Genomic DNA, 22,995 nt, shown 5'->3' on the forward strand with positions numbered 1-22,995 from the left:
AACACCGGCCTTCGCACAGAGGTCGAGATCATGGAGAGAAACAATGGTTGAGTTGCCTCGCAAGGAGCAGTTCCAGACCGTCCTGGAAGCAGATGTCAAAACCCCCGCCGTCGCCGAGGCGCCGGCCACTGGAACTCCCGCAGCTGAAACTCCGAAGTCCAAATCGGGCGGCAAGATAGTCAAGCGCACGATCATCGCCGCCGCATTGCTGGCCGGCGCCGCCTTCACCGGCGACTATGGCTATCATTACTGGACGACGGGCCGCTTCATCGAATCGACCGACGACGCCTATGTGAAGGCCGACTACACCACCATCGCTCCGAAGATTTCCGGGTATATCGCCGAGGTGCTGGTCAACGACAACGATCACGTCAAGGCCGGCCAGGTGCTGGCGCGCGTCGACAACCGCGACTATCGCGCAGCGCTGACCCAGGCTCAGGCCGACGTCAAGGCCGCCGGGGCCGCCATCACCAATCTCGACGCGCAGATCGCCCTGCAGCAATCCGTCATCGACCAGGCCAAGGCTACCATCGTTGCCTCCCAGGCTTCATTGACCTTCGCCGAAGCCGATGCCCAGCGCTCGCAAAACCTGATCCGCAACGGCGCGGGTACGACCCAGCGCGCCGAGCAGAGCCAGTCTGCCCGAGACCAGGCCGCAGCCAACCTTCAGCGCGACCAGGCCGCCCTCGTCGCCGAGCAGAAGAAGATTGCGGTGCTTCAGACCCAGCATGATCAGGCCGTCGCCCAGCGCGATCGAAGCGCCGCAGCCGCCCATCAGGCCGAGCTCAATCTTTCCTATACCGAGATCGTCGCTCCCGTGGACGGCACCGTCGGCGCCCGCACGCTGCGTGTCGGTCAGTTCGTCACCGCGGGCACGCAGTTGATGGCGGTCGTGCCGCTCAACGCGGTCTATGTGGTCGCCAATTTCAAGGAAACGCAACTGACCTACGTCCGCCCCGGCCAGCCGGTCGAAATCAAGGTCGACAGCTTCCCGGATGCCGCCATTAAAGGCCATGTAGACAGCGTATCGCCGGCAAGCGGCCTCGAATTCTCGCTGCTGCCTCCGGACAACGCGACCGGCAACTTCACCAAGATCGTCCAGCGCATTCCCGTGAAGATCACGCTCGACGATGCAAGCCTTGCCGGCCTGCTGCGCTCCGGCATGTCGGTCGAACCCGACATCGACACCAAGGCGGCCGTACAGGGCCGACACTGAGGCGAGGGATTATCCAGCCAGACTGGATGATCCTTCCCTTCCTTCCTCGATTATCACTCGGACCTCCCCGTGAGACTGTCTCTCTCAAAGAGCCAGAGGAGAAACGTCATGGCTACGCTTCAGATCGCCACAAACAGCAATTCCTCCGCAAAGCCCGTCCCCACAGCAGGCGGTGCTGCCACCATGAGCCCGCTGAAGATGTGGACCGCCGTCATCGGCTCCACGCTCGGCGCCTTCATGGCGGTGCTGAACATCCAGATCGTCAACGCTTCGCTCGCCGACATCCAGGGAGCGATCGGCGCCGGCACGGACGACGGAGGCTGGATTTCGACGTCCTACCTGATTGCCGAGATCGTCGTCATTCCCCTGACCGGTTGGCTCGCCCGCGTCTTCTCGGTGCGCACCTATCTGCTGGTCAACGCCGTCCTTTTCCTCGTCTTCTCGGTTGCCTGTGCCTTCGCCGCCAATTTGCAGCAGATGATCATCCTGCGCGCCATTCAGGGCTTCTCCGGCGGCGTGCTGATCCCGATGGCCTTCACCATCATCATCACCCTTCTGCCCAAGGCCAAACAACCGATCGGGCTTGCCCTCTTCGCGCTGTCGGCCACCTTCGCGCCGGCCATCGGCCCGACCATCGGCGGCTATCTCACCGAAAACTGGGGCTGGGAGTATATCTTTTACGTCAACCTCGTCCCCGGCGCGATCATGGTCGGCATGCTCTGGGCCTCGCTCGACCGTGCACCGATGAACCTCGGCCTGCTCGCCAAGGGCGACTGGCCCGGCATCGTCACCATGGCGATCGGCCTCGCCTCGCTGCAGACCGTGTTGGAAGAAGGCAACAAGGATGATTGGTTCGGCTCGCCCTTCATCGTTCGCCTGTCGGTCATCGCCGCCGTCTCGCTGACCCTTTTCCTGATCATCGAACTGCGCGCCGCCCATCCGCTCCTCAACCTGCGCCTGCTGGTACGCCGCAATTTCGGCTTCGGCATCGTCGCCAACTTCCTGCTCGGCATCGCGCTCTACGGCTCCGTCTTCATCCTGCCGATCTATCTGACCCGCATTCAGGGCTACAATTCCGAGCAGATCGGCATGGTGCTCGCCTGGACCGGTATTCCGCAGCTCCTCCTGATCCCGCTGGTCCCGCGCCTGATGAAGCGCATCGACCTGCGCATCATGATCGTCGTCGGCTTCGCCCTCTTCGCCACCTCGAACTTCATGAACATCTACATGACCGCGGACTATGCCAGCGACCAGCTTTTCTGGCCGAACATCGTCCGCGCCATCGGCCAGGCCCTCGTCTTCACGCCGCTGTCGGCCATCGCCACCTCGGGCATCGAAAAGGAAAATGCCGGTTCCGCCTCCTCGCTCTTCAACATGATGCGCAATCTCGGCGGCGCGGTCGGCATCGCCATGCTGCAGACCTTCGCCCAGAAGCGTGAACAGTTCCATTCGAACATCCTGACGGACTCGGTCACGGTTTTCGACGAAGCCACCCGCGCCCGCATCGCACGACTGACCGCCTATTTCATGAACCATGGCGTCTCGGACGTTGCCACCGCCCAGCACAAGGCCATCGTCGCCGTCGCCCTGCGCCTGCGGCAACAGGCCAATATCATGGCCTACAGCGACACCTTCTACCTGCTCGGCATCGCGCTCGTCGCCGCGCTCATCGCCAGCCTTTTACTCAAGAAACCCGGCCATATCGAAGGCGGTGGCGCTCACTAGAGCAATTCCAGGAAAAGTGCGCAGCGGTTTTCCGTCCGGAATTGCGAAAAAACAAAAAGACGGAGCGCCGCTCCCTCCCTCGCCTCAGGAGACACGATCATGACCACCGTCAAAACCCGCCAGTCAGTACCTTCATTGTCTGATCTTCTCGATATCGAATATCCCGTCTCCGAGCGGGGCGCCATCAGCCCGGCCGCGATCCTCGCTCTCATCGAATGGCTCTCAAGCGACGAGGCCCATGCGCTGGATGAGGCCGGCCTGACCTTCGGCCTTGGCCGCCGCCTGAGAAGCCTCGGCCTTCCGGTCGACCGGCTGAGCTTGCACCTCATGACCCTGCATCCGGAAATCATGGGCCGCTCTGTCGCCTGGTCGCCGAACGAACCCGTACAGATCCGTGACCGCGAGCACGGAGCCATCACCCAGATATTCCTGCACAGTGCTTTGTGGAAGGCCATGAACACCCGCGATATCGTCATCGCCGGCCGGGGCGACGATCACGATCAATGGGAACAGCTCGACACATTCGCCGGCCGTGGTCTGGTCGAACTGATGATCGTTCCGCTCTGCAATGCCGACGGCCCGGTCAGCGCCGCCTCTTTCGCCACCAAACGTCCGGGCGGTTTCACATCCCCAGAACGGCAAGTGATCGAACGCATCATGCCGTCGCTGCGCAATGCCTGCGAGCTCCGGACGCTGCGGCAGGTTGAGCTCAGCCTGCTCGATATCTATATCGGTCCGATGACGGCGCAGCGCATCCTCGCCGGCCACATCCGCAAGGGCGAGATCGAGACCATGGAGGCCGCACTCATGCTCTGCGATCTGCGCGGCTTTACCGAGCTTTCCAACCGCCTGCCCGGCGAACGCGTGATGGAGCTGCTGAACGTCTATTTCGACGCCGTCGTGCCGGCAATCGCTCGCGAAGGCGGCGAAGTCCTGAAATTCATGGGCGATGCCGTTCTCGCCGTTTTCCCCGGCTATGACGCAACCCGCTCCAGCGATGCCGCGCTCGCCGCCGCCAAAGCCATCCTCGCCCGCCTCGAAACGCTGTCTTTCCCCGATGCCCGCCTGCAAGCCGGCATCGCGCTGCACTACGGCGAAGTCAGCTACGGCAATATCGGCTCCGGCCGCCGCCTGGATTTCACCGTCATCGGCCCCGACGTCAATCTCGTCAGCAGGATACAGGGCGTATGCAGCGATAGCGGCCAGCCGCTACTAATGTCGCAGGATTTTGCGAAGAAGCTCAGCGATCAACAGAGCATCTCGATCGGCAGCCGAGCACTCAAGGGATTCGAAGAAGAGATCGAGCTGTTTGCGCCGGATTTAATCTCGCCCGCCAAGGGCGAGATTGGCTCCGCATTTGCCGCCATCATCACCAATACTGACCTATCCTAGAGCGCTACATGCTGCGCATTCCGCCGGATCGCCTGCGGCGGCTGCCCCGTCTCCGAGCGGAAAGCGCGGCTTCGGCAAGCTGTTCCACGGACAGAGGCGTGCGCAGATTGCGCTTGCCGGTTTTGACCAGGGCGAATTTGCGACCGTGCCTGCCCTTCCCGAGATCGCACAATGGAATGCCTACGAAAACGCTCGCCAGGCCATGATGCCCAATCTGTCGCGTACCAAACCGGCAGACCGCTACAAGATCGCCTAAGCGACTGAAAAACCTCGCACTACGAAGCCAAGCGTGCCAGCATCCCCTTACGTGAGGCGCTGGCATCGGCGCTATATTAGCAATTGTATATTTACATCACATCTGGACTCAATTTGCTGCTTTCGCTCCATACTATCTAGGATAGTGCTCCAAAAATTGGTAATCGTCACTGGCATCGGTCTCGGAGGGGCCGGCTGTTGTGAGGCTTGGGGCGTAGCAACGATGCATCATGGTGCGGGGTCCGAAGACTATTTCAGGCTGAGCGCGCCAGCGTGTGCGCTGGAAGCCGTGCTATGCAAAAACGGAATTACTCTGGACTGTCCCGAGACGGCTGGCGGCCGTGCCGATGAAGCCGGTTTCGTGCTTGGCTTGCAGCGTCAGGAGCCGGCGCTGGACCGGGTGAAGCTCGGCGAATACTTCGTTCCGGTCATTCCCTTCCCGCAGGGTACGATCGGGCTCGCCAGCCTGATCCTCGATCCGCCCGGTAAGATGCGACGCGAGGAAACCACCAATATCTATCTATCGCGCCGAACCTTCGACCAGATCGCCGACACGCTCGGCACCGAGCGCATCGTCGAACTTCCGCTCGCGCCGGGCATTGCCACCGGCGACACCGTTATCGAAAACCTGTTTTCCTGCCTGATCCCGGCCCTCGAACAGCCGGACCGGACGAGCGCATTGTTCATCGATCACGTCGGCAAGGCCTTCAATGCCCATATCGCCCAGCGCTACGGTCGCATGCAGATGGCGCGACCCGCCGTGATCGGCGGCCTGACGCCCTGGCAGTTGCGCCGCGCCCGCGACACGATCAATGCCCGGCTGGATCAGGATGTGTCTCTGGCCCAGCTTGCCAGCGACTGCGGCCTCTCCACCAGTCATTTCGCCCGCGCTTTCGCCCGCAGCACCGGCATCCCGCCGCATCGCTGGGTGATGCAGCGCCGTGTCGATCGCGCCAAGGAACTGATGCGAACGGGAATGCCGCTGGCCGAAATCGCGCTGATGTGCGGTTTTTCGGATCAAAGCCACCTCACACGCGTCTTTTCGCATTCCGTTGGCCTCACGCCGGGGCGATGGCGGGAATCGCAGATATCAGCCGCTTTCGATATGGCCCCGATCGCGTTGAGAGAAGCCGACCCCTGCTGATCATCAGCAATCTGCGACATCTAGGCCCTTGATCTTTGCTGCACCGCAGCAGATCGTCGACAGGCACCCAAACAGACGAAAATGCTGTCATCAAGCAATGTCATCATCGTCTCGCAACCATCAGCAGATCCGACCCTTTGAAAGGATGCTCTCATGTCTGAAGCAGAAGCACGGACGCCTGCCGCTTCCTCCGGAAAGGCCGAACGGCTCTTTTTCCTCGATATCAATGACGGACGAATTCTCTCCTCCGCCATTGACGGAACCGATCTCAAGCTGATCATCCAACGCCCGGGCCGCAGCCCGGACGGCGTTCTTGTCGACAGCGAAAACGGCTGGCTCTACTGGACGGAAATGGGCACCGACTACAATGCCCATGACGGCTCGATCGAGCGCATCGACCTCGACGGCAGCAATCACGTGACGCTGATTGCGCCGGGCGGCACGCTGGTAACGCCGAAGCAGATCCAGATCGATCGCGAGGGTGGCAAGCTCTATTGGTGCGACCGCGAGGGCATGCGGGTGATGCGCGCCAATATCGACGGCTCGGACATCGAAACCCTTGTCCAGAACGGCGACGGCCCCGCCGACAGTGCTGATATTGAGCGCTGGTGCGTCGGCCTCGCCCTCGACCTGCCGCGCGGGCAGGTATACTGGACGCAGAAGGGACCGCCGGATGCCGGTCTCGGACGCATCTTCCGCGCCGGCATCAATATTCCTGAGGGCGAGACGGCAACGAGCCGCAGCGATATCGAGACCTTGCTCGACAAGCTGCCGGAACCGATCGACCTCGAACTCGATCTCGCTACGCGCACTATCTACTGGACCGACCGAGGCAATCTTCCGCGCGGCAATACCGTCAACCGCGCCAACATGGACAAGGTCGCCGCCACATCTGAAGTCGTCCTCGAAGGCCTGGACGAAGGCATCGGCCTGTCGCTCGACCTACCGAACAACCGCATGTTCTTCACCGACATCGGCGGCAATCTCTATTCGGCAAGCCTGGATGGTTCGGGTGAGCGCGAGTTGCTGCACCACGCCGGCTCGTTCACCGGGATTGTTTACGCGGTGGTTTGAGTTTCAACTGGTTTTGGGTCCGAGGATTGCCCCTCACCCCAGCCTTCTCCCCGCAAGCGGGGAGAAGGTGGCCGCCCTTCGATAAAAACTCAGGAGGCCGGATGAGGGGCTTCTCAGCACTCAATTACCGCCGCGAACGCCATCCAGCAGGTGCGGCAGGCTTTTCACGCCTTCATTCCGCAGCTCCACCGGCAACAAGCCTTCCGGCAGGTCCTGATAGGATACCGGGCGCAGGAAGCGGCGGATGGCGAGCGTGCCGACCGAGGTCGTGCGGCTATCCGAGGTCGCCGGGAATGGGCCGCCATGCACCATGGCATGGCTGACTTCGACGCCGGTCGGCCAGCCATTGGCGAGGATGCGCCCGACTTTGCGCTCCAGCACCGGCAGCAGCTTGGCGGCGATGGCATAGTCGTCGGCATCGACCTGCAGCGTCGCGGTCAACTGGCCTTCGAGCTTTTCGGCAATCGCAATCATCTGGTCGATGTCCTTGCAGCGGACCAGCAGGCCGCTGGCGCCAAAGACTTCATGGCCAAGCCGGTCGTCGGCCAGGAAATGCTCGACATCCGTTTCGAAAAAGGCACCAGGGCTGCGGTTGACGCCTTCTGCCGGAGCGCCGCGCGCGACGGTCTTCACGGCCTCATGGCCGGCAAGTGCTGCAACACCATTGTCGAAAGCGGCATGAATGCCAGGCGTCAGCATCGGCGCCGGGGCCGAACCGGTGAGTGCTGCACTTGCCGTGGCGATGAAGCGATCGAGATCGGGACCGTCAATGGCAAACAGCAGACCCGGATTGGTGCAGAATTGACCGGCTCCAAGCGTCAGCGAACCGATGAACGCATTGCCGATCGCCTCCGCACGGGCTGCAAGAGCTGCCGGGAACAGGAAGACGGGGTTGACGCTGCTCATTTCGGCGTAAACCGGGATCGGCTCGGGCCGAGCCGCCGCGATTGCGCCAAGCGCCACACCGCCGCCGCGCGAGCCGGTGAAGCCGACCGCCTTGATATGCGGATGGCGGACCAGTGCCGCGCCGGTCTCGTTCGCGCCGGTCAGGAGCGAGAAGGTGCCTTCCGGTAGACCGCAGGCAACGACGGCGGCGCGGATGGCGCGACCAACCAGTTCGCCGGTGCCCGGATGGGCAAGATGGCCCTTGACGACGACAGGACAACCGGCCGCCAGCGCCGAAGCGGTATCACCACCGGCAACCGAGAAGGCGAGCGGGAAATTGCTGGCGCCGAAGACGGCGACGGGGCCGAGCGGAATCTGACGCAGGCGCAGATCCGGACGCGGCAGCGGCTTGCGTTCCGGCAACGCCGGATCGACACGCAGATCGAGCCATTCGCCCGAACGAACCACTTGCGCGAACAGCCGGAGCTGGCCGACGGTGCGGGCGCGCTCGCCCTGCAGGCGGGCAGCCGGCAGGCCGGTTTCTTCGGTGGCGCGCTCGATCAGCGCATCGCCGATCTCCATGATATTGGTCGCGATCGTTTCCAGGAAGGTCGCGCGGGCCTCAAGGCTGGTAGCACGATAGGTATCGAATGCCCGGCCTGCCAGCTCGCAGGCGCGGGCGACGTCCGCCTCGCTGGCGATTGCGAAGGCTGGCTCCAGGTTCGCGCCGGTCGCCGGGTTGATGGCGCGCACGGATTTGTTGTCGCCGGTCGAATCCGCGCCGATCAGCAAATCGCCGCTAATCACAAAAGACTGTGTCATGGGTATTCCTTGATGATGCCAGGGCGTTGGGAGGTGCGCCCCTCAGAAGCAGATAGCAAGATGAAATGACAGATGTAAGATGATAATCGTCATCTAAATATCAAGCTTTGTCCCAGGAGATGAGACGGCTGCGACCTTATGCACCGCAGCGTTTCGAAATCAAGGATGCTGCTGCACGCTGAGGCCACCGTCGATGGTCAGGCAGGTGGCATTCATGAAGGGACACTCGTCGGAAATCATGAAGACGGCGGCGAGCGCAATCTCCTCCGGTGTTGCGATCCGTCCGCCCGGATGCAGCCGCATCGTCTCCGCCTTGGCGGATTCGGGATCGGCAAAGCTGTTCCAATAGTCGATGACCTTCTGGGTCGCGACGTAGCCGGGCGCCAACGCGTTCACTCGGACACCCTTGGCCGCATATTCGAGCCCCAGCGATTTCGTCATGCCGAGCAGGGCATGCTTGGCGAGCGGATAGGGAAAAGTATGCGGGATAATGGTGAAGGCATGGGTGGAGGCAATGTTGAGGATCGCGCCGCCGCCCTCGGCGATGATGCCGGGCAACACCGCCTTGCAGCAATTCCAGGCACCCTTGAGATTGATGTCGAAGCAGCGCTGCCACTCTGCATCGGTCGTCGCCAGCGGTTCGGCAAAGACATTCACGCCGGCATTGTTGATCAACGCATTGAGCCGGCCGATCTCTCTGCCCGCCTGCGCAACGACAGCCTCGATCTTCGCGGCATCGGTAATGTCGGCCGCGGCATGGCCGAGCACTGCACCCGCGGCCTTCAGCGCTTCCGCCTCGCGAGCCAGCAATGCGCCATCCATATCGATAAGGAACAGGCCCGCGCCTTCCGCGGCACAAGCCTTGGCGATCGCCAGGCCGATGCCCTGTGCAGCGCCGGTGATCAGGATGCGCTTGCCGGAAAGTCGATTGGTCATGAGTGTCCTTCCTCGAACTGGGAACCGCTAGGCGATCGCTTCCGGACGTACCTGCAGGCTCACGGACATCGCCTCGCCCGGCTCCAACACGGTGAGATCGCCGAGGTCCGGCAGATTATGCCCGTTTGCCAGATGCGACATCGGTTCGAAACAGAAATAGTCGCGCTGAAAACCCGGATCAAAGCCGGCATCCGAAATGAAAATAAAATAATGCCTAAGTTGCTGATCCGCCATCAAATGCAGCCGCGTATCGTGTTCGGGCCAAACGATCTCCGCCACGCCATCCCACCCTTCGAAGCCGTTGTTGACCCAGCGATACGGCAATCCGCGCCCCGTCGCGAAATTCAGGTCGCCGGGAATATCAGCCGCCTCTCCCGGTAGCCAGCCCTCCACTTCCGTCCAGAACCGCCGCGCCGGCGCCTTCAGCGTCGTTGCCGATGTTATTGGGAAGTAGGGATGCCAACCCAGGCCGAAGGGAAGTGCCTCCGGTCCAAGGTTCCTGACGTGAAGATGCATGTCGAAACATCCGTCATGAATGGCGAAACGCTGCCGCGCCTCATAGGCATAGGGCGTACCATGGCCTGCATGCGAGAAGCCGATTTCCGCCTCGCTGCCGCTTTGGCTTAAAACAGCCCATTCCGACTGCCAGCCCTCGCCATGCAGATAATGAGGATCCCAAGGCGTATTGGGCTCGAAGACATAGTCCTTACCCCGGAAGGTAAAGCGATTGCCCTTCACCCTGTTGCCGAAGGGAACGAGCGGATAGCAACCGGAGGAGCGCGCATCGGCCTCATCCGAAGGCGCTTCACGCAGCAAAGGCAGACGCGCACCGTTCCTCTCCCACCAAAGGCCGAGCACGATGCCGCCGCGCGTGGAAAGCCGTGCGGTCAAGCCGCTATCCGTGAGCCCCACCACCGTCATCTGCAGCCTTTGTCCCCCGCGTGCATCGATGAACCCGGCATGGACGGTAGATTTCATCATATTTATTGTCAACATTGGTAGGATTTATATACAGTCTGCTTGGGATGGCCGCGCTCGGTGATTGCGGGAGGCGCAGAATGGGGAACAATCGGAGAGACGGTGCCGGCAGCGGCAAGACGGGGCGCAAATTGACCGCGGCTATGCCCGGGCTTTCGGAGGGCGGCAAGCGCGGCGTGCGCGAAGCGCTGCTGCAAAGCTTCATCGACAGGATCATCTCCGGCGAAATGGCCGAAGGGTCCACGCTGCCGAACGAAGCGGAACTGACCGAGCAATTCGGCGTCAGCCGCACCAGCCTGCGCGAAGCCATGCAATATCTAGCCGCCCTCGGCATGATCCGTTCGCGCACGCGAGCCGGCACCACCGTGCTTCCGCGGGAGAACTGGAACTATCTCGATCCGCTCGTGCTCGACGCCACCTTGCGGCTCGGCAATGACGACCGTTTTCACGCCTCGCTGATCGAGGCCCGTCAATTGCTGGAACCGGCCGCCGCTGCGCAGGCCGCCGCCAACGCCAATGCTCACCATCTCTTCCGCATATCGAAAGCTTTCGAGGAGATGGTGGAGGCCAATGCCCGCGACAACGAGGCCTGGAGCCGCGCGGATCTTGAATTTCATACCGCGATCATCCGCGCCAGCGGCAATTGGGTCTATCTGCAATTCGCCACCGCCATCCGCGCCGCACTGCTCGCCAGCTTCCGCCTGACCAACCGCGCCAGCCCGTCGCATGAACAGGCGATCGCCATGCACCAGGAGGTGCTGGAAGCCATTCGCATGCGCCGCCCGGACGATGCCCGCAGCGCCATGGAGCGCCTGATCGGCGTTGCCCGCAGCGAGATTTCGGATGCGTTGAGGAAAGCACGCGGTTAGCCGTATGGTGTTGCGGCTGAGTTCATGCCAATTTACCGCCCATCCGAAAGACTGAACGCGGTCGTTCTCATGTCCATTGCGCTCCTCGCCGATCCGATCGTCCAGTTCTGCATCTTGGTGGTCATAGGCACATTCATCAGCCGCTGCCTGCTTCGCCACCGGCGCGCCGGGAGGCTGATCGGACAGATCGCGTTTTTCATCAGCCTGACCGCGCTTCTGCTCTATCACGGCATCGTGCCCTACGAGCCGACCCCGCCGCAGGCGCAGGACACGGTGCAGCTTCGTATCTTCACCGGCTTCGCCAAGATCGTCTGGTGGGTCAACGGCGCCTGGGTGCTGGTCGCTTTCGTGCGCCTGTTCCTGATCTTCGAGCGCAAGCCGCGCGAAGCCCGGCTGCTGCAGGACCTAGTCGTTGGCGTCATCTATCTCGGCGCGGCTCTCTCCGTGATCGCCGATGTCTTCAGCGTACCCGTGGGCACACTGATCGCAACTTCCGGCGTCTTCGCCATCATTCTCGGTCTTGCGCTGCAGAGCACGCTGAGCGACGTCTTCTCCGGCATCGCGCTCAATCTCGGCAGGCCCTATTCCGTTGGCGATTGGGTGGTGCTCGACAATGACGTCCAGGGCCGTGTCGTCGAGACCAACTGGCGGGCCACGCATCTGCTGAGCGGCACCAACGACCTCGTCGTCATCCCGAACAGCGCCCTTGCCAAAAGTCGGATCACCAATCTCTCGAGCCCGGACGAAAGCCACGGCGTCACCATCACCGTCCGCGTCCAGCCGACCACGCAGCCGAAAGTCATCGCCGACGTCATGCGCAACGTGCTGATTAGTTGCAACACGATCCAGAAGACGCCCGAGCCCAGCGTGATGATCAATGCGATCGATGGACAGGCGGTCGAATTGCAACTCAATTTCCGTATCCGCGACATATCGCAGATGACGGCCGCCAAGAATGAGATCAACGACCTCATCTATCGCCATTCGAAAGCAGGCGGGCTGAAACTCGCAGGCCCACCCGACGCAGTCACCATGCCGTCGGAAACGCAGGCCGAGACGGGGAGCGCTGCCCAGCATCCAGGCACGCCATGGCGGCTGCTCAACAATATTCCGCTGTTCTCGTCGCTCACCGAGGACGAGAAGGAGCATCTGGCGTCGCATATGCAGCGCCGCACCTACCACAAGGACGCCGTCATCGCCGAACAGGATGCGCGGCTGCGCGCGCTGACCATTGTGCGCTCAGGCGTCATAAGCATCACCCGCAAGGAGGCACAGCGCCAAATCGAATTGACGCGGCTCGCTCCCGGCGATTATTTCGGCGAAGGCGGCCTGCTGATGGGGGCCGGCGAAGTCGGCACCATTCGGGCGCTGACTTTCGTGGTGACCTACGAGATCGACGAGGATTGCCTGGCGCCTCTGCTGCACGACCGGCCCTCCATCGCGGAAGAGCTCGGGGCGATCATGTCGAAGCGCATCGAGGCCGAGCGCCATCTCTTCGGCCCCAGCGACATGTTGGTCAACGGCGCGCCGATCGGTTCTCTAACCTCACGCATCAAACATCTGTTTCAGCTACAGCATGACTAGAGCGGTTGTGCGCTTCCTGAAATCGCTGAACCGCCCTAGTCTTTTGTTTTTACGCAATTCCGGATGGAAAACCGCTGCGCACTTTTCCTGTAATTGCTCTAATTGGACTGCGCCGGAGGTATCGTCGCAGGCTGCGCCGTGAAAAACGCTTTGGCGTCTGCGGTGAATTGTTCGCGCGACGTTGGCCGCGTGTAGAACATATGCCCGCCACGATAGAGCTTCAGCGCCACGCGGTCGGCGAAGGCCGGCGGCAGATGATCGAGCACATATTTGTTGACGCCGAAGGGCACGATGAGGTCGCTATAGCCCTGCGCCACCAGGAGCCGGAAAGATGGGACGAGGGTCAGCATCTCCTTGATGTCATCTGTCCCGCTTGCATGCAGACGCGAGCCGCCATTGCGGTCGCCCCAGTTCCAATGCTCATTCACCGAGCTCGACAGCAGATTGTAGGTCATGTCCGTGCGGAAACCGAGTTCGTCGCGTGCATAGCTGGAGAAAGCGCCGCCATAGGCGCGCACGAAACCGTCGAGGACCGGATCGTCGCTGTGGCCGGCTTCCGATTCCGGATAGGGGTCCGGCGCCAGGAACGAAGCGTCGTAGGAACTGACGATATCGGCGCCGTCACCATCGGAATGTTTCTGATATACCCCGCCGAGAAAGCCCTGGTTCTTGGCCACCACATCTTCGGGAATGCCGGTCAGCTTGGCAACGCGCTCGTAGAAAGCGTGGCCGGCGTCGCCGGTCGGGGGCTTGCCTGCGAGGGTCGGCAGATATTCGTTCAACGCGAATTTTTCGGCGTCCGCTACCCCCTGCTCGTTGAAGGCATTTTTCCGCTCCAACTCGGCAGCGGCTAGCGACGGCAATTCGAGTGCCGCGCCAAGCGCAAGATCATTCGCTCCAAAGACGAGCCGCCCTTCGATCAGCGGAGACAGCATGACGATGCCGGAAATGAGGATGCCCTGATCCTGCCGCAGGCTGGTGGCGACTTTCGCCGCGCGCAGCCCGCCATAGCTTTCGCCGAGAATATATTTCGGCGAGGAAGCGCGCCCATTATGGGCGACATAAAGCGCAACGGCCTTGGCAAGGCTCTCGGCATCCCCGCGCATGTTGTAGAACTCGTTGGCGTCATCCGGCTTGACCGTCCGGCTCCAGCCGGTGCCGATCGGATCGATCAGGACGAGATCGGTAAAATTCAGCCAGCTATGGGGATTGTCGACGAGCTTGGCGTTGGCCCCGTCGCGCCCGCTGGGGCCGAAATCAACAATGCGTGGTCCGACCAATCCGAGACTGAGAAAGGCCGATGCAGCACCCGGGCCGCCGTTGAAGACGAAGGTGACCGGTCTGCCGTCGTCGCGGTTCTTGGCGACATAGGCGGTATAAAAGATCGCCGCGATGCGTTCGCCGTCCTGGCCGAAGAGATCGAGCGTGCCCGCCGTCGCCGTATAGGGAATGCTTTTGCCATCGGCATTCAGCACATGATCGCTGACCGCATCCGGCGGCAACAGCGAGAGAATGCCACCGCCGCCGCCAGAGCGGCCCTGTTCCGGCGGCGCGGCGAAGGCGAGCGTCGAGACGAGGGAAAAGACCAGCGCAAGGCTTGGAACGATCTGGCGAAAAGACATGGGTACGCATCCTCCATCGGCCCCGCGCATCGACGCCGTCGCTTCGAATTCTATTCCACCGACGGCGAAGGCGGGAACTCAAGAGATGTTGATCGCCGATCCGCCTGCCGCATCCCTTTGAAAGGAAAAGGTCATTGAGCGCCTTCCGGCCATTTGCCAAAGTGCCCCAGTCGGGGAAACGAACACTCGAACCAGACCGCAAGGAACTTGATGATGAAACAGGATATCGAAATCAACGCTGCCGATGGCGTCGCGAAAGCCGCCATCTTCCGCCCCGACAACGGCGTCTCCGCCGAGCGCGGCGTCATTTTCTACATGGATGCCATGGGCCCGCGCCAAGCGCTTTACGACATGGCGCAAAGGCTTGCTGATTCCGGCTATACCGTGCTGCTGCCCGACCTGTTCTATCGTTTCGGCGCCTATGGTCCGTTCAACGGCACGTCCTTCGGTGATCCGGCCTCGCGCGAAACAATCATGGGGATGGTGCGCGGCACGACGCAGGAGATGACCAAGCGCGACAGCGCCGCCTTTCTCGATGCGTTGATGGCAGCCGGCGCCACCGGACCGGTCGGCACCGTCGGCTATTGCATGGGCGGCGCCCGTGCGCTGACCGCAGCGGCCGCCTATTCTAACCGCATCGCCGCCGCCGCCACCTTCCACGGCGGCAATCTTGCCAGCGACGCGGAAGACAGCCCGCATCGTCTGGCCGCCGACATCAAGGCCCGCGTCTATATCGGCGTTGCTGGCGTCGACAACAGCTTCCCGCCGGAGCAATCCGCCCGCCTCGCCGAAGCGCTCCGCATAGGCGGGGTCGACCATATGATCGAGAACTATGTCGGCATGGCCCATGGCTGGACGGTGCCGGACCACGGTGTCCACGACGAGACCGGCGCCGAACGGCATTGGAAGCGCCTGTTGAACCTCTTTGCCGAGGCTTTGAACTAAAGACGCTGCAATGCAAAGGCACCCCGCTTCAGTCCCATCCGAAGCGGGGTGTTAGTTTGGGGTCTGTGGACCGGAATTGATCGGCCTACGTCTCAGAACTTGATCATGTCGATCTTGGTGAGCGTCGTCTTCTGCGAAACGCCGGGCGCATTGACCATGTGCCAGGCGACATATTGCTCGCCGTAGAGCGTGGTGGACGACATGCCGTCGACGGGAAGGATGATGTTCATGCCGTTCAGCGCCGCATCGGTTGCCGTATCGAGAACCGCGCCTTCGGAAGCCGTGCCGGTGACGATCACGGTCTTGATGCCCTTGTCGGCGAGGATGTTGCGGAGATTGGTGCCGATGAACTTGTCGGGGCCGGACTTGACGATCGGGTCGCTTGCCAGCGGCGCAAGATCCGTGGCGATATCCTGAGGTTCGCCCACGCCGGCCAAGCTATAGACGACGAACACACGCTTGGCGCGGGCCTCGTCGAGCATCGCCTTCACCTTCGGCACGGAGGCGAGGCAACGCGGTTTGGTGTTCTTGTTGCACGGCCCCTTGGTCGGGTCCTGCGCGCCATTGAAATCGAGGATCAACAGCGCCGTCGTCTTCGGATCCACCGTCACCGGCTTCAATTCCGGCGCTTCCGGCGGCTTTACCTTCTGCCAGTCGTCGATAATGGTCTGGGCGGACGCCGGCATCGCGCCGACGGGACCGATCGCCGCGCTCAAAGCAGCGAAGCCGACACCGAAAGCGAAGGCTGCCTTTTGCACCATGCTGCGGATATGTCTCATGAAATCGCTCTCCTGAACCCCATGGGTTCCATTGGCCGGACGCTGCAACCTAGATAGGTCAAACCTCGGAGATTGATAACGAAACTCTTTGTGATCCCGGCGTTACCGAACAGAAGATTAGAGACTTTGGGAACGCGGTTGAGACGACCGATTTAGGAGTCGGCCTGTTCCTCCGGCCCGATGGCGGTGTCGTCGCCGCTCTGCAGCTTGCCGAGCAGTCTTTGCAAGGCATGCTTGATTTGTTCGATCTCTTCCGACCCGGCGATCTCCGCCCAGCGTTCGTCGACCAGACGGCCCGTGGCCATGGCGATCGGCCGCACGCCCTTGCCGCGTTCGGTGAGGAAGACCAGCCGCCCACGCCGGTCGTTGGGATCCGGGCGGCGCTCGACATAACCCAGCCGTTCGAGCTCTTCGACCGCTTGCGTCATCGTCTGCTTACGCACGTGGGCGAGCTTGGTGAGTTCACTGACCTGGATGCCCTCCGGCCGGGCAAAGGTGAAGACGTTGGCATGTGGTGGGCGGATATCGCTGAATCCGGCTTCGTCCAGCGCAGCTTCGACCGCCTGCGTCCAGTGCTGGTGCACAAGGCGAAGCAAGAGGCCGAGTGGCGGATGGGAGGGAACGCATTTTTCCATAGGATATAGACAGGTACCTGACCATTATGTTAGATAGACAGGTACCTTACCATTTCTTCCAGAAAGAGGATACCCTATGCCCTCCATCGATGTGTTGAATTCGACGATATTCTATGAGGATGCAGGGAGCGGAACCTCTTTCGTCTTTCTCCACGGCAATCCCACCTCGTCGCATCTCTGGCGGCATATCTCTCCTAACATCGGTGAGCCCGCGCGCCGTCTCGCGCCCGATCTCATCGGCATGGGCCGCTCGGGCAAACCCGCTATACCCTACCGCTTCGCCGATCACGCCCGCTATCTCGACGCCTGGTTCGATGCGCTGGAACTCACAGGTGTCGTGCTGGTCGGCCACGACTGGGGCGGCGCGTTGGCCTTCGACTGGGCGGCCCGCAATCCCGAACGGGTGCGCGGCATCGCCTTCATGGAAACCATCGTCCGACCGATGAACTGGGATGATCTACCGAACGCACGCCCGCGTTATGAGGCGTTGCGCTCGACAGGCACCGGTGAGGCCAAGGTTCTCGACGAGAATTTCTTCATCGAGCAGGCGCTGCGGGCCACCATCCTCAACGGATTGAGCGACGAGGATCATGCCGTCTATCGCGCACCCTACCCCACTCGCGAAAGCCGCCGCCCCCTGCTCGAATGGCCCCGCGCGATGCCGATTGCAGGTGAGCCGGTCGATGTCGTCGCCCGGATCGAAGCCTACGACGCCTGGCTGGCGGTGAGCGCGGATGTCCCAAAGCTGCTTCTGACTTTCGACGGTCCGGCGGAGACCCTGTTGATCGGCGAGAGGATGACGGACTGGTGCCGGGCGAACATCGCCAATCTGGATATCGAAAAATGCGGCCCGGCCCGCCATGTCGCGCCGGAGGATCAACCCGAGGCAATTGCAGCCGCAATCTCCCGGTGGGCGGATCGGCGGAATCTTCGTTAGAAAGCCGGACGGAGCCGAGTGTAAGATGGTGGCGCCATCGCTGATTTACGGCGTGGCCACCGGCCCGTTCGCCTTTTTCCAGGCCGCGATGCCGCCCTCTATATGACAGGCGGTCGCCAGGCCCGCGTCCTGGGCCGCTTGTACGGCCATCGCCGACCGCTCGCCGAAGGCGCAATAGAATACGATCCGCTTGCCGGTGGCCTCTGCCAACTCATGCAGCATGCCTCCCGCGCTGATGTTTTCCAGCAAATCCGGATAGGGTGCATGCAGCGAGCCCGGGATCGTTCCATGCTTTTCACGCTCGCCCTTCTCGCGCAGGTCGACGATCGCGATGTCGGGACGACCGCGCAGCGCCAATGCTTCCGCCGCCGAAACGGCCCAGCCCTTGCGCGCGATCTCATCCTGATGAAAGCCGACATGAACATTGGCCGGCACAGCCACATCCATCATCTTCGGGTTGGGAAGTTTCAGATTGTTCATGAGGTCGGCATACTCGTCCGCCGACCGGACCTTGAGGCGCGGATTGAACAGCTTCTCCTCGCCGATGGTGGAAACAGTATCGCCCTTATAGTCGTGGGCGGGATAGACCAGCGTTTCGTCCGGCAATTTCAGAAGCTTGTTGAAGATCGAATCGTACTGCTGAAGCGGATTGCCGTTCTGGAAATCGGTGCGTCCGGTGCCGCGAATGAGAAGCGTATCGCCGGTAAACACACGGCCGCCCATGAGGAAGGAATAGGAATCGTCCGTGTGGCCCGGCGTATAAAGTACGTCGAGGCTCAAACCCTCGATCGCGACACGGTCGCCTTCCGTCACCCGCATGGAAACGACGTCGGCAAGGGTCTGCTCGCCCATCACGGTAATGCAATGGGTGCGGTCGCGCAGCGCACCCAATCCGGTGATATGGTCGGCATGCAAATGCGTATCCACGGCCTTGACCAGCTTAAGGTCGAGCTCCTCGACGAGCTGAAGATAGCGGTCAACCTTCTCGAGCACGGGATCGATGATGAGCGCCTCGCCGCCCCGCCGGCTGGCGATGAGATAGGTGTAGGTACCGGACACGCTGTCGAAGAGCTGGCGAAAGATCATCTGCGGCTCCCTTGCGCAAGTCTTGCCCCGGATCAAATCTTTTCCTTGGTATAGTTATTCTACATTTCAATAATTTAGGCAACGGCAAACCATGAGGGAGCTCTTCCCCTTGAATGCGCTGCGCCGATTCTTGGATTTTCTCTCGCAAGAACGCGCTTGACTTAAGAGAAGCCGAGGAAAACTTTGAGTAATATGGCCGGGACGCTCGTCGTTGAAGCGACCGGCACGATCGAATCGTAGCGATCGGCAAAAGAAAACCCCGCCACTTTGGGGGGATGGCGAGGTGCTAAAGAATTATGATGGCAACATCATAATAGTTCCATGCGCCTCTGCAACAAAAAAAGCGCCCACCTGCTAAGCGGTGACAGGCGGGCGTCAAATATTCAACGAATTGAAGTTAAACGATAATTAAATATCGTCAACAGCTAAATAAACTACACCTAAAACTTAACCCCCATCTGACGGCACACAGTATTATCCAACATATGGATGAAACGCATTGTGAACCGCCCAGAAAAAAGCCCCGCCCATCGGATGAGGCGGGGCAAAGCGGGGAAAGCTCCCTCAGATATGAGAAGGGAGCGCAGGCAATAAATCAGGACTATCCGAAGCGCACGAGGTCAGTTCTGACCAATGCGGTACGGTGCTGCAGGAAAAAGCAGATCTGTGGCAATCCAAGCCATACAATCGGGACATCACAGTGCTCCTTGCCCTTTTTGCGGAGAAGACAACTGCGGCGGCCAAGCCTATGTTCGATCACAACGCCGGCCACTTTTCCATCGTCCGGCTCGAACGCGCACTGGCCGATCTCGCCGAAAGCGGCAAACCCGTGTAGAATTTCGAACTCGGGCGATACGGTTCAGGCGGTTTTCGGGCGTCCGACAGCGCGGGTTGGGGGATATGATGACATTGGTTATCGCTTCGCAGCTACAGTTTTCTGCAAGGCCATCATTCCAATGACGGACAGTCTGGCATTTCGTCCTCACGAACTGACCCGCCTTTTCCGCGAGGAATGGTTTCTGGCGATCAGCATCCTGACCAGCCTGTTTATCATTAGCTTCGAAGGCGAGCTGTTTCAGCAATTGTCCAATCCTGTTTGGCTCGCATTCAGTTTCTTTGCACTTTTTGCTGCCGTGCTGGGTTCCGCCCTTTCCGTTGTCCGGCATGCTGACCATCTCGCGGAACGGCTTGGGGAGCCGTACGGCACATTGATCCTGACGCTCGCCATCACCTCGATCGAAGTGATGGCCATTTCCGCCGTCATGATCCACGGCGAGAACAACCCTACCCTCGCCCGTGATACGCTTTTTGCGGTGATCATGATCATCCTCAACGGCATGGTGGGACTATCGTTGCTATTCGGCGGCTGGCGCCGACCGGAGCAGTCCCATAACCTGCAGGGCGCCAACGCCTATCTCGGCCTTATCGTGCCATTGGCGACGCTCAGTCTCGTCATGCCGAGCTTCCTGTACGGTGCCGCCGGCCCGCACCCTTCCATGCCGAGACAGATGGTGCTCGGAATCATTTCCGTCGGCCTCTACAGCGTCTTCCTGATGCTTCAGGCGGGCCGCCATCACCATTTTTTTGCCGACGAGAGCGAGCCGCACGTTAAACCAGACCCTCGCCCTGGCCGAAGGGCGATATGGTTTCACACCGTTTTCCTGTTCGCCTATATGGGGCCGGTGGTGTTCCTGGTCGAAGAACTCGCCAAGCCGATCGACTACGTGATTGAAACATTGCGTGCGCCTGTCGCTTTCGGCGGCGTCGTCATGGCGGTGCTGGTTGCCACGCCGGAAGCCATCAGCGCTGTGCGCGCGGCCGCCGCCAACCACTTGCAGCGTTCGATCAATATCTTCTTGGGTTCGGTTCTCTCAACAATCGGGATAACCGTGCCCGCCATGCTCGTCGTCAGCTATCTCTTTGCACATCCTGTCACGCTGGGACTTGAAGGCGGCGATCTCGTGATGCTCATCCTGACGCTCGCCGTCAGTATCATTACCTTCGCCAGCGGCCGGACCCATGTGATGCAGGGTGCCGTTCACCTTGTCCTTTTCCTGTGTTACGTACTGCTCATCTTTCAGCGGTAAGGTTCACATCGTCCCGGTCCGGAGCCCCCGACATGACCATCGAGCTTCTGATCGCGAGATATGGCCTTCTGGCGGTCTTTCTGGGCGCTGCCATCGAGGGCGAAACCATGGTGATCCTCGGCGGCGTGTTTTCGCATCGTCACCTCATGACCTATTGGAATGCGGCGGCCGCTGCCTGCGCCGGTTCCTTCATCGCCGATCAGACGCTCTTTTTCATCGGCCGCTATGCCCGGCACTATCCGCGCGTCCAGAAAATCATCGAGAAACCGGCGTTCGCACGCGTCACGCAGCTTCTGGAGCGCCATCCCACCGGCTTCATCTTCGCTTTCCGCTTTATCTATGGCTTTCGGGCAATCAGTCCGGTCGCCATCGGGATGTCCGGCGTTTCAGCGATAAAGTTCGTCTTGATCAACGCTGCCGCAGCCCTGGTCTGGGGATCGCTCTTCACCGGGATAGGCTATTTGTTCGGACAGGGTATCGAGCAGACGTTCGGTCATCTGCCGCTCCATCACCACGTCCTGATTGCAGCCGGGATTATTATTGTCCTGCTTCTTGTCATGATGACATTCCGAAAAAGCCGGCCTGCGTAGTCACGTCAGCCTTCGCCGGGGCGGCGCATATGAATTGCAGGCACGGGACTATTGCAATTTTTAGCAATGGCGCTTCATAGTGTCACATGCCTTAATCCATCGACGCCGCATGGTTGCCGACGAGGCGCGCATGAAGACTGGAACTCGCAGCTTATTGGGGGGTGTCAGGAATGCGTGGGGGATTTTCTCAAGGTCTACAATTTTACATCGTGCTCCTGTGCACGATTTCTCTTCAAGCATGCGACGGAAGCAACAACACCTATGTTGCCCCGCCACCGCCCAAGGTGCGCATAGCGTTACCTTTGCAGCACACCGTCACCCGATATTTCGAGCTCACGGGCAACACCGCGGCGATCAATTCCGTCGACATAGAGGCCCGCGTACAGGGCCTCATCGAGTCGATCGACTATCGGGATGGTATGCCGGTCAAGAAGGATACACAGCTCTTCGGCATCCAAAGCAACACGTACGAAGCCCAGGTCGATCAGGCGCAGGCGACACTCGCCTCCGCTCAGGCATCGCAGGTCGGCGCCGATCAGGAATATCAGCGGCAGCTCAATCTGAGCAAGCAGAAGGTTACGACCCAGACGGCCGTCGACAGCGCCAAGGCGACGCTTGATCAGGCGAACGCGACCATCCTAAATGCCCAGGCCAGTCTCGAGCTTGCGAAGATCAATCTCGGATATACGAAGGTGTTGGCGCCCTTTGACGGCACCGTAACCGCCCATCTCGTCGATGTCGGCGCTCTCGTCGGCGTATCCGGCCCGACCAAGCTGGCGACTATCGTCCAGACGGATCCGCTCTACGTCAATTTCAATGTCAGCGAGCCGCAGGTGCTGATGATCAAGCAGGAGATGGCAAAGCAAGGACACACGTTCCGGCAAACCGATCTTCCGACCATTCCCTTTGAAATCGGCCTGCAGGATGCGACCGACTATCCCTTCAAGGGTCATCTCGACTACGCCTCGCCGCAGGTCGATGCATCAACCGGAACACTGTCCGTGCGAGGCATCGTCGACAACAAGGAGCACGCGCTTCTGCCGGGTCTTTTCGTACGTGTGCGCGTGCCTGTCGGGCATGAGGACAAGGCGCTGCTGGTGCGCGACGATGCCATCGGCACCAACCAGCAGGGCAGCTACGTGCTGGTCATCGGAAAAGATGACGCCGTTGAGCAGAAGCTGGTGAAAACCGGCCAGCGCGAAGGGGCTCTGCGCGTCATCGAATCCGGGCTCGACGCCAACGATTGGGTAGTGACGGAAGGCATTCAACAGGCCATCCCCGGCAGCAAGGTCGCGCCGGAGAAAGTCGCGCTGGACGCCGCCGCGACGGCTAGCGCGTCGAACAATGTTGCGCCCGCAATCGATTCAACCAAACCCGATGCACCTAAGTCTGATGCGGCCAAGTCTGATACGGCCAAATCCGACACGCCATGAA

General features: G+C 61.0%; 20 protein-coding genes and 1 pseudogene. 14 read left to right on the plus strand and 7 right to left on the minus strand.

Going from position 1 to position 22,995, the window contains the following annotated elements; all coding sequences use genetic code 11:
* Window positions 1–43 precede the first annotated feature (43 nt).
* The 6 genes and pseudogenes from N2601_RS14290 to N2601_RS14315 all read left to right on the plus strand — a co-directional run bounded on the left by N2601_RS14290 (window position 44) and on the right by N2601_RS14315 (window position 6,806).
* Window positions 44–1,216: an HlyD family secretion protein gene (locus N2601_RS14290; protein ID WP_260303167.1), complete on the plus strand. Its 1,173-nt coding sequence runs from the start codon at window positions 44–46 to the stop codon at window positions 1,214–1,216.
* Window positions 1,217–1,324: 108 nt separating this feature from the next.
* Window positions 1,325–2,941 (plus strand): MDR family MFS transporter, encoded by a 1,617-nt coding sequence (locus N2601_RS14295; protein ID WP_104824433.1) that lies wholly within the window; start codon window positions 1,325–1,327, stop codon window positions 2,939–2,941.
* A gap of 99 nt (window positions 2,942–3,040) precedes the next feature.
* On the plus strand, window positions 3,041–4,333 hold the full coding sequence (locus N2601_RS14300) for an adenylate/guanylate cyclase domain-containing protein (RefSeq protein WP_104824434.1): 1,293 nt from the start codon (window positions 3,041–3,043) through the stop codon (window positions 4,331–4,333).
* Between the two features lie 109 nt (window positions 4,334–4,442).
* Window positions 4,443–4,589 (plus strand): annotated as a pseudogene (locus N2601_RS14305) (SDR family NAD(P)-dependent oxidoreductase); the annotation flags it as partial.
* Window positions 4,590–4,877: 288 nt separating this feature from the next.
* Entirely contained in the window at window positions 4,878–5,732 is an 855-nt protein-coding gene (locus N2601_RS14310) for a helix-turn-helix domain-containing protein (RefSeq protein ID WP_245463900.1), read from the plus strand.
* A 153-nt stretch (window positions 5,733–5,885) separates the two neighbouring features.
* On the plus strand, window positions 5,886–6,806 hold the full coding sequence (locus tag N2601_RS14315) for a 3-hydroxyacyl-CoA dehydrogenase (protein WP_104824436.1): 921 nt from the start codon (window positions 5,886–5,888) through the stop codon (window positions 6,804–6,806).
* A 120-nt stretch (window positions 6,807–6,926) separates the two neighbouring features.
* Here the strand turns inward: N2601_RS14315 and N2601_RS14320 are convergent, their stop codons facing one another.
* From N2601_RS14320 to N2601_RS14330, 3 genes are all read right to left on the minus strand, one after another.
* Window positions 6,927–8,513, minus strand: coding sequence for an aldehyde dehydrogenase (NADP(+)) (locus tag N2601_RS14320; protein WP_104824437.1), 1,587 nt, complete (start codon window positions 8,511–8,513; stop codon window positions 6,927–6,929).
* A 159-nt stretch (window positions 8,514–8,672) separates the two neighbouring features.
* Window positions 8,673–9,449, minus strand: a complete 777-nt coding sequence (locus N2601_RS14325; RefSeq protein ID WP_104824438.1) for an SDR family oxidoreductase — start codon at window positions 9,447–9,449, stop codon at window positions 8,673–8,675.
* 27 nt (window positions 9,450–9,476) lie between these two features.
* Window positions 9,477–10,430, minus strand: coding sequence for an aldose 1-epimerase (locus tag N2601_RS14330; RefSeq protein WP_311319433.1), 954 nt, complete (start codon window positions 10,428–10,430; stop codon window positions 9,477–9,479).
* Window positions 10,431–10,570: 140 nt separating this feature from the next.
* Between N2601_RS14330 and N2601_RS14335 the strand changes: the two genes are divergently transcribed.
* Together N2601_RS14335 and N2601_RS14340 are read left to right on the plus strand one after the other, a co-directional pair.
* On the plus strand, window positions 10,571–11,296 hold the full coding sequence (locus N2601_RS14335) for a FadR/GntR family transcriptional regulator (RefSeq protein ID WP_104825227.1): 726 nt from the start codon (window positions 10,571–10,573) through the stop codon (window positions 11,294–11,296).
* Between the two features lie 69 nt (window positions 11,297–11,365).
* Window positions 11,366–12,880: a mechanosensitive ion channel family protein gene (locus N2601_RS14340; protein ID WP_104824439.1), complete on the plus strand. Its 1,515-nt coding sequence runs from the start codon at window positions 11,366–11,368 to the stop codon at window positions 12,878–12,880.
* Window positions 12,881–12,978: 98 nt separating this feature from the next.
* On the opposite strand, the gene N2601_RS14345 is transcribed toward N2601_RS14340, so the two are convergent.
* The gene (locus tag N2601_RS14345) at window positions 12,979–14,502 is read right to left on the minus strand and encodes a S10 family peptidase (RefSeq protein ID WP_104824440.1); all 1,524 of its coding nucleotides are present in this window, start codon (window positions 14,500–14,502) and stop codon (window positions 12,979–12,981) included.
* 213 nt (window positions 14,503–14,715) lie between these two features.
* Here N2601_RS14345 and N2601_RS14350 point away from each other — a divergent pair, with 213 nt between their 5' ends.
* Complete coding sequence (locus tag N2601_RS14350) at window positions 14,716–15,447, plus strand: dienelactone hydrolase family protein (RefSeq protein ID WP_104824441.1); 732 nt, start codon at window positions 14,716–14,718, stop codon at window positions 15,445–15,447.
* Between the two features lie 92 nt (window positions 15,448–15,539).
* Here the strand turns inward: N2601_RS14350 and N2601_RS14355 are convergent, their stop codons facing one another.
* Together N2601_RS14355 and N2601_RS14360 are read right to left on the minus strand one after the other, a co-directional pair.
* Window positions 15,540–16,226 (minus strand): isochorismatase family protein, encoded by a 687-nt coding sequence (locus N2601_RS14355; RefSeq protein WP_104824442.1) that lies wholly within the window; start codon window positions 16,224–16,226, stop codon window positions 15,540–15,542.
* Window positions 16,227–16,378: 152 nt separating this feature from the next.
* Window positions 16,379–16,861, minus strand: a complete 483-nt coding sequence (locus N2601_RS14360; RefSeq protein WP_104824443.1) for a MarR family winged helix-turn-helix transcriptional regulator — start codon at window positions 16,859–16,861, stop codon at window positions 16,379–16,381.
* Window positions 16,862–16,937: 76 nt separating this feature from the next.
* On the opposite strand from N2601_RS14360, the gene N2601_RS14365 reads away from it, so the two are divergent.
* On the plus strand, window positions 16,938–17,798 hold the full coding sequence (locus tag N2601_RS14365; protein ID WP_104824444.1) for a haloalkane dehalogenase: 861 nt from the start codon (window positions 16,938–16,940) through the stop codon (window positions 17,796–17,798).
* 45 nt (window positions 17,799–17,843) lie between these two features.
* Here N2601_RS14365 and N2601_RS14370 read toward each other — a convergent pair whose 3' ends face one another.
* Window positions 17,844–18,884, minus strand: coding sequence for an MBL fold metallo-hydrolase (locus N2601_RS14370; protein ID WP_104825228.1), 1,041 nt, complete (start codon window positions 18,882–18,884; stop codon window positions 17,844–17,846).
* Between the two features lie 643 nt (window positions 18,885–19,527).
* Here N2601_RS14370 and N2601_RS14375 point away from each other — a divergent pair.
* The 4 genes from N2601_RS14375 to N2601_RS14390 all read left to right on the plus strand — a co-directional run bounded on the left by N2601_RS14375 (window position 19,528) and on the right by N2601_RS14390 (window position 22,994).
* Window positions 19,528–19,719: a hypothetical protein gene (locus N2601_RS14375; protein WP_104824445.1), complete on the plus strand. Its 192-nt coding sequence runs from the start codon at window positions 19,528–19,530 to the stop codon at window positions 19,717–19,719.
* 121 nt (window positions 19,720–19,840) lie between these two features.
* Window positions 19,841–20,971, plus strand: a complete 1,131-nt coding sequence (locus tag N2601_RS14380) for a calcium:proton antiporter (protein WP_104824446.1) — start codon at window positions 19,841–19,843, stop codon at window positions 20,969–20,971.
* 32 nt (window positions 20,972–21,003) lie between these two features.
* A complete protein-coding gene (locus N2601_RS14385) occupies window positions 21,004–21,561 on the plus strand; it encodes a DedA family protein (protein ID WP_104824447.1) in 558 nt (185 codons plus the stop codon).
* 170 nt (window positions 21,562–21,731) lie between these two features.
* On the plus strand, window positions 21,732–22,994 hold the full coding sequence (locus tag N2601_RS14390) for an efflux RND transporter periplasmic adaptor subunit (RefSeq protein WP_104824448.1): 1,263 nt from the start codon (window positions 21,732–21,734) through the stop codon (window positions 22,992–22,994).
* Window position 22,995: the final 1 nt, after the last annotated feature.

Source organism: Rhizobium sp. CB3060, assembly GCF_025200735.1.
Taxonomy (GTDB): Bacteria; Pseudomonadota; Alphaproteobacteria; order Rhizobiales; family Rhizobiaceae; genus Rhizobium.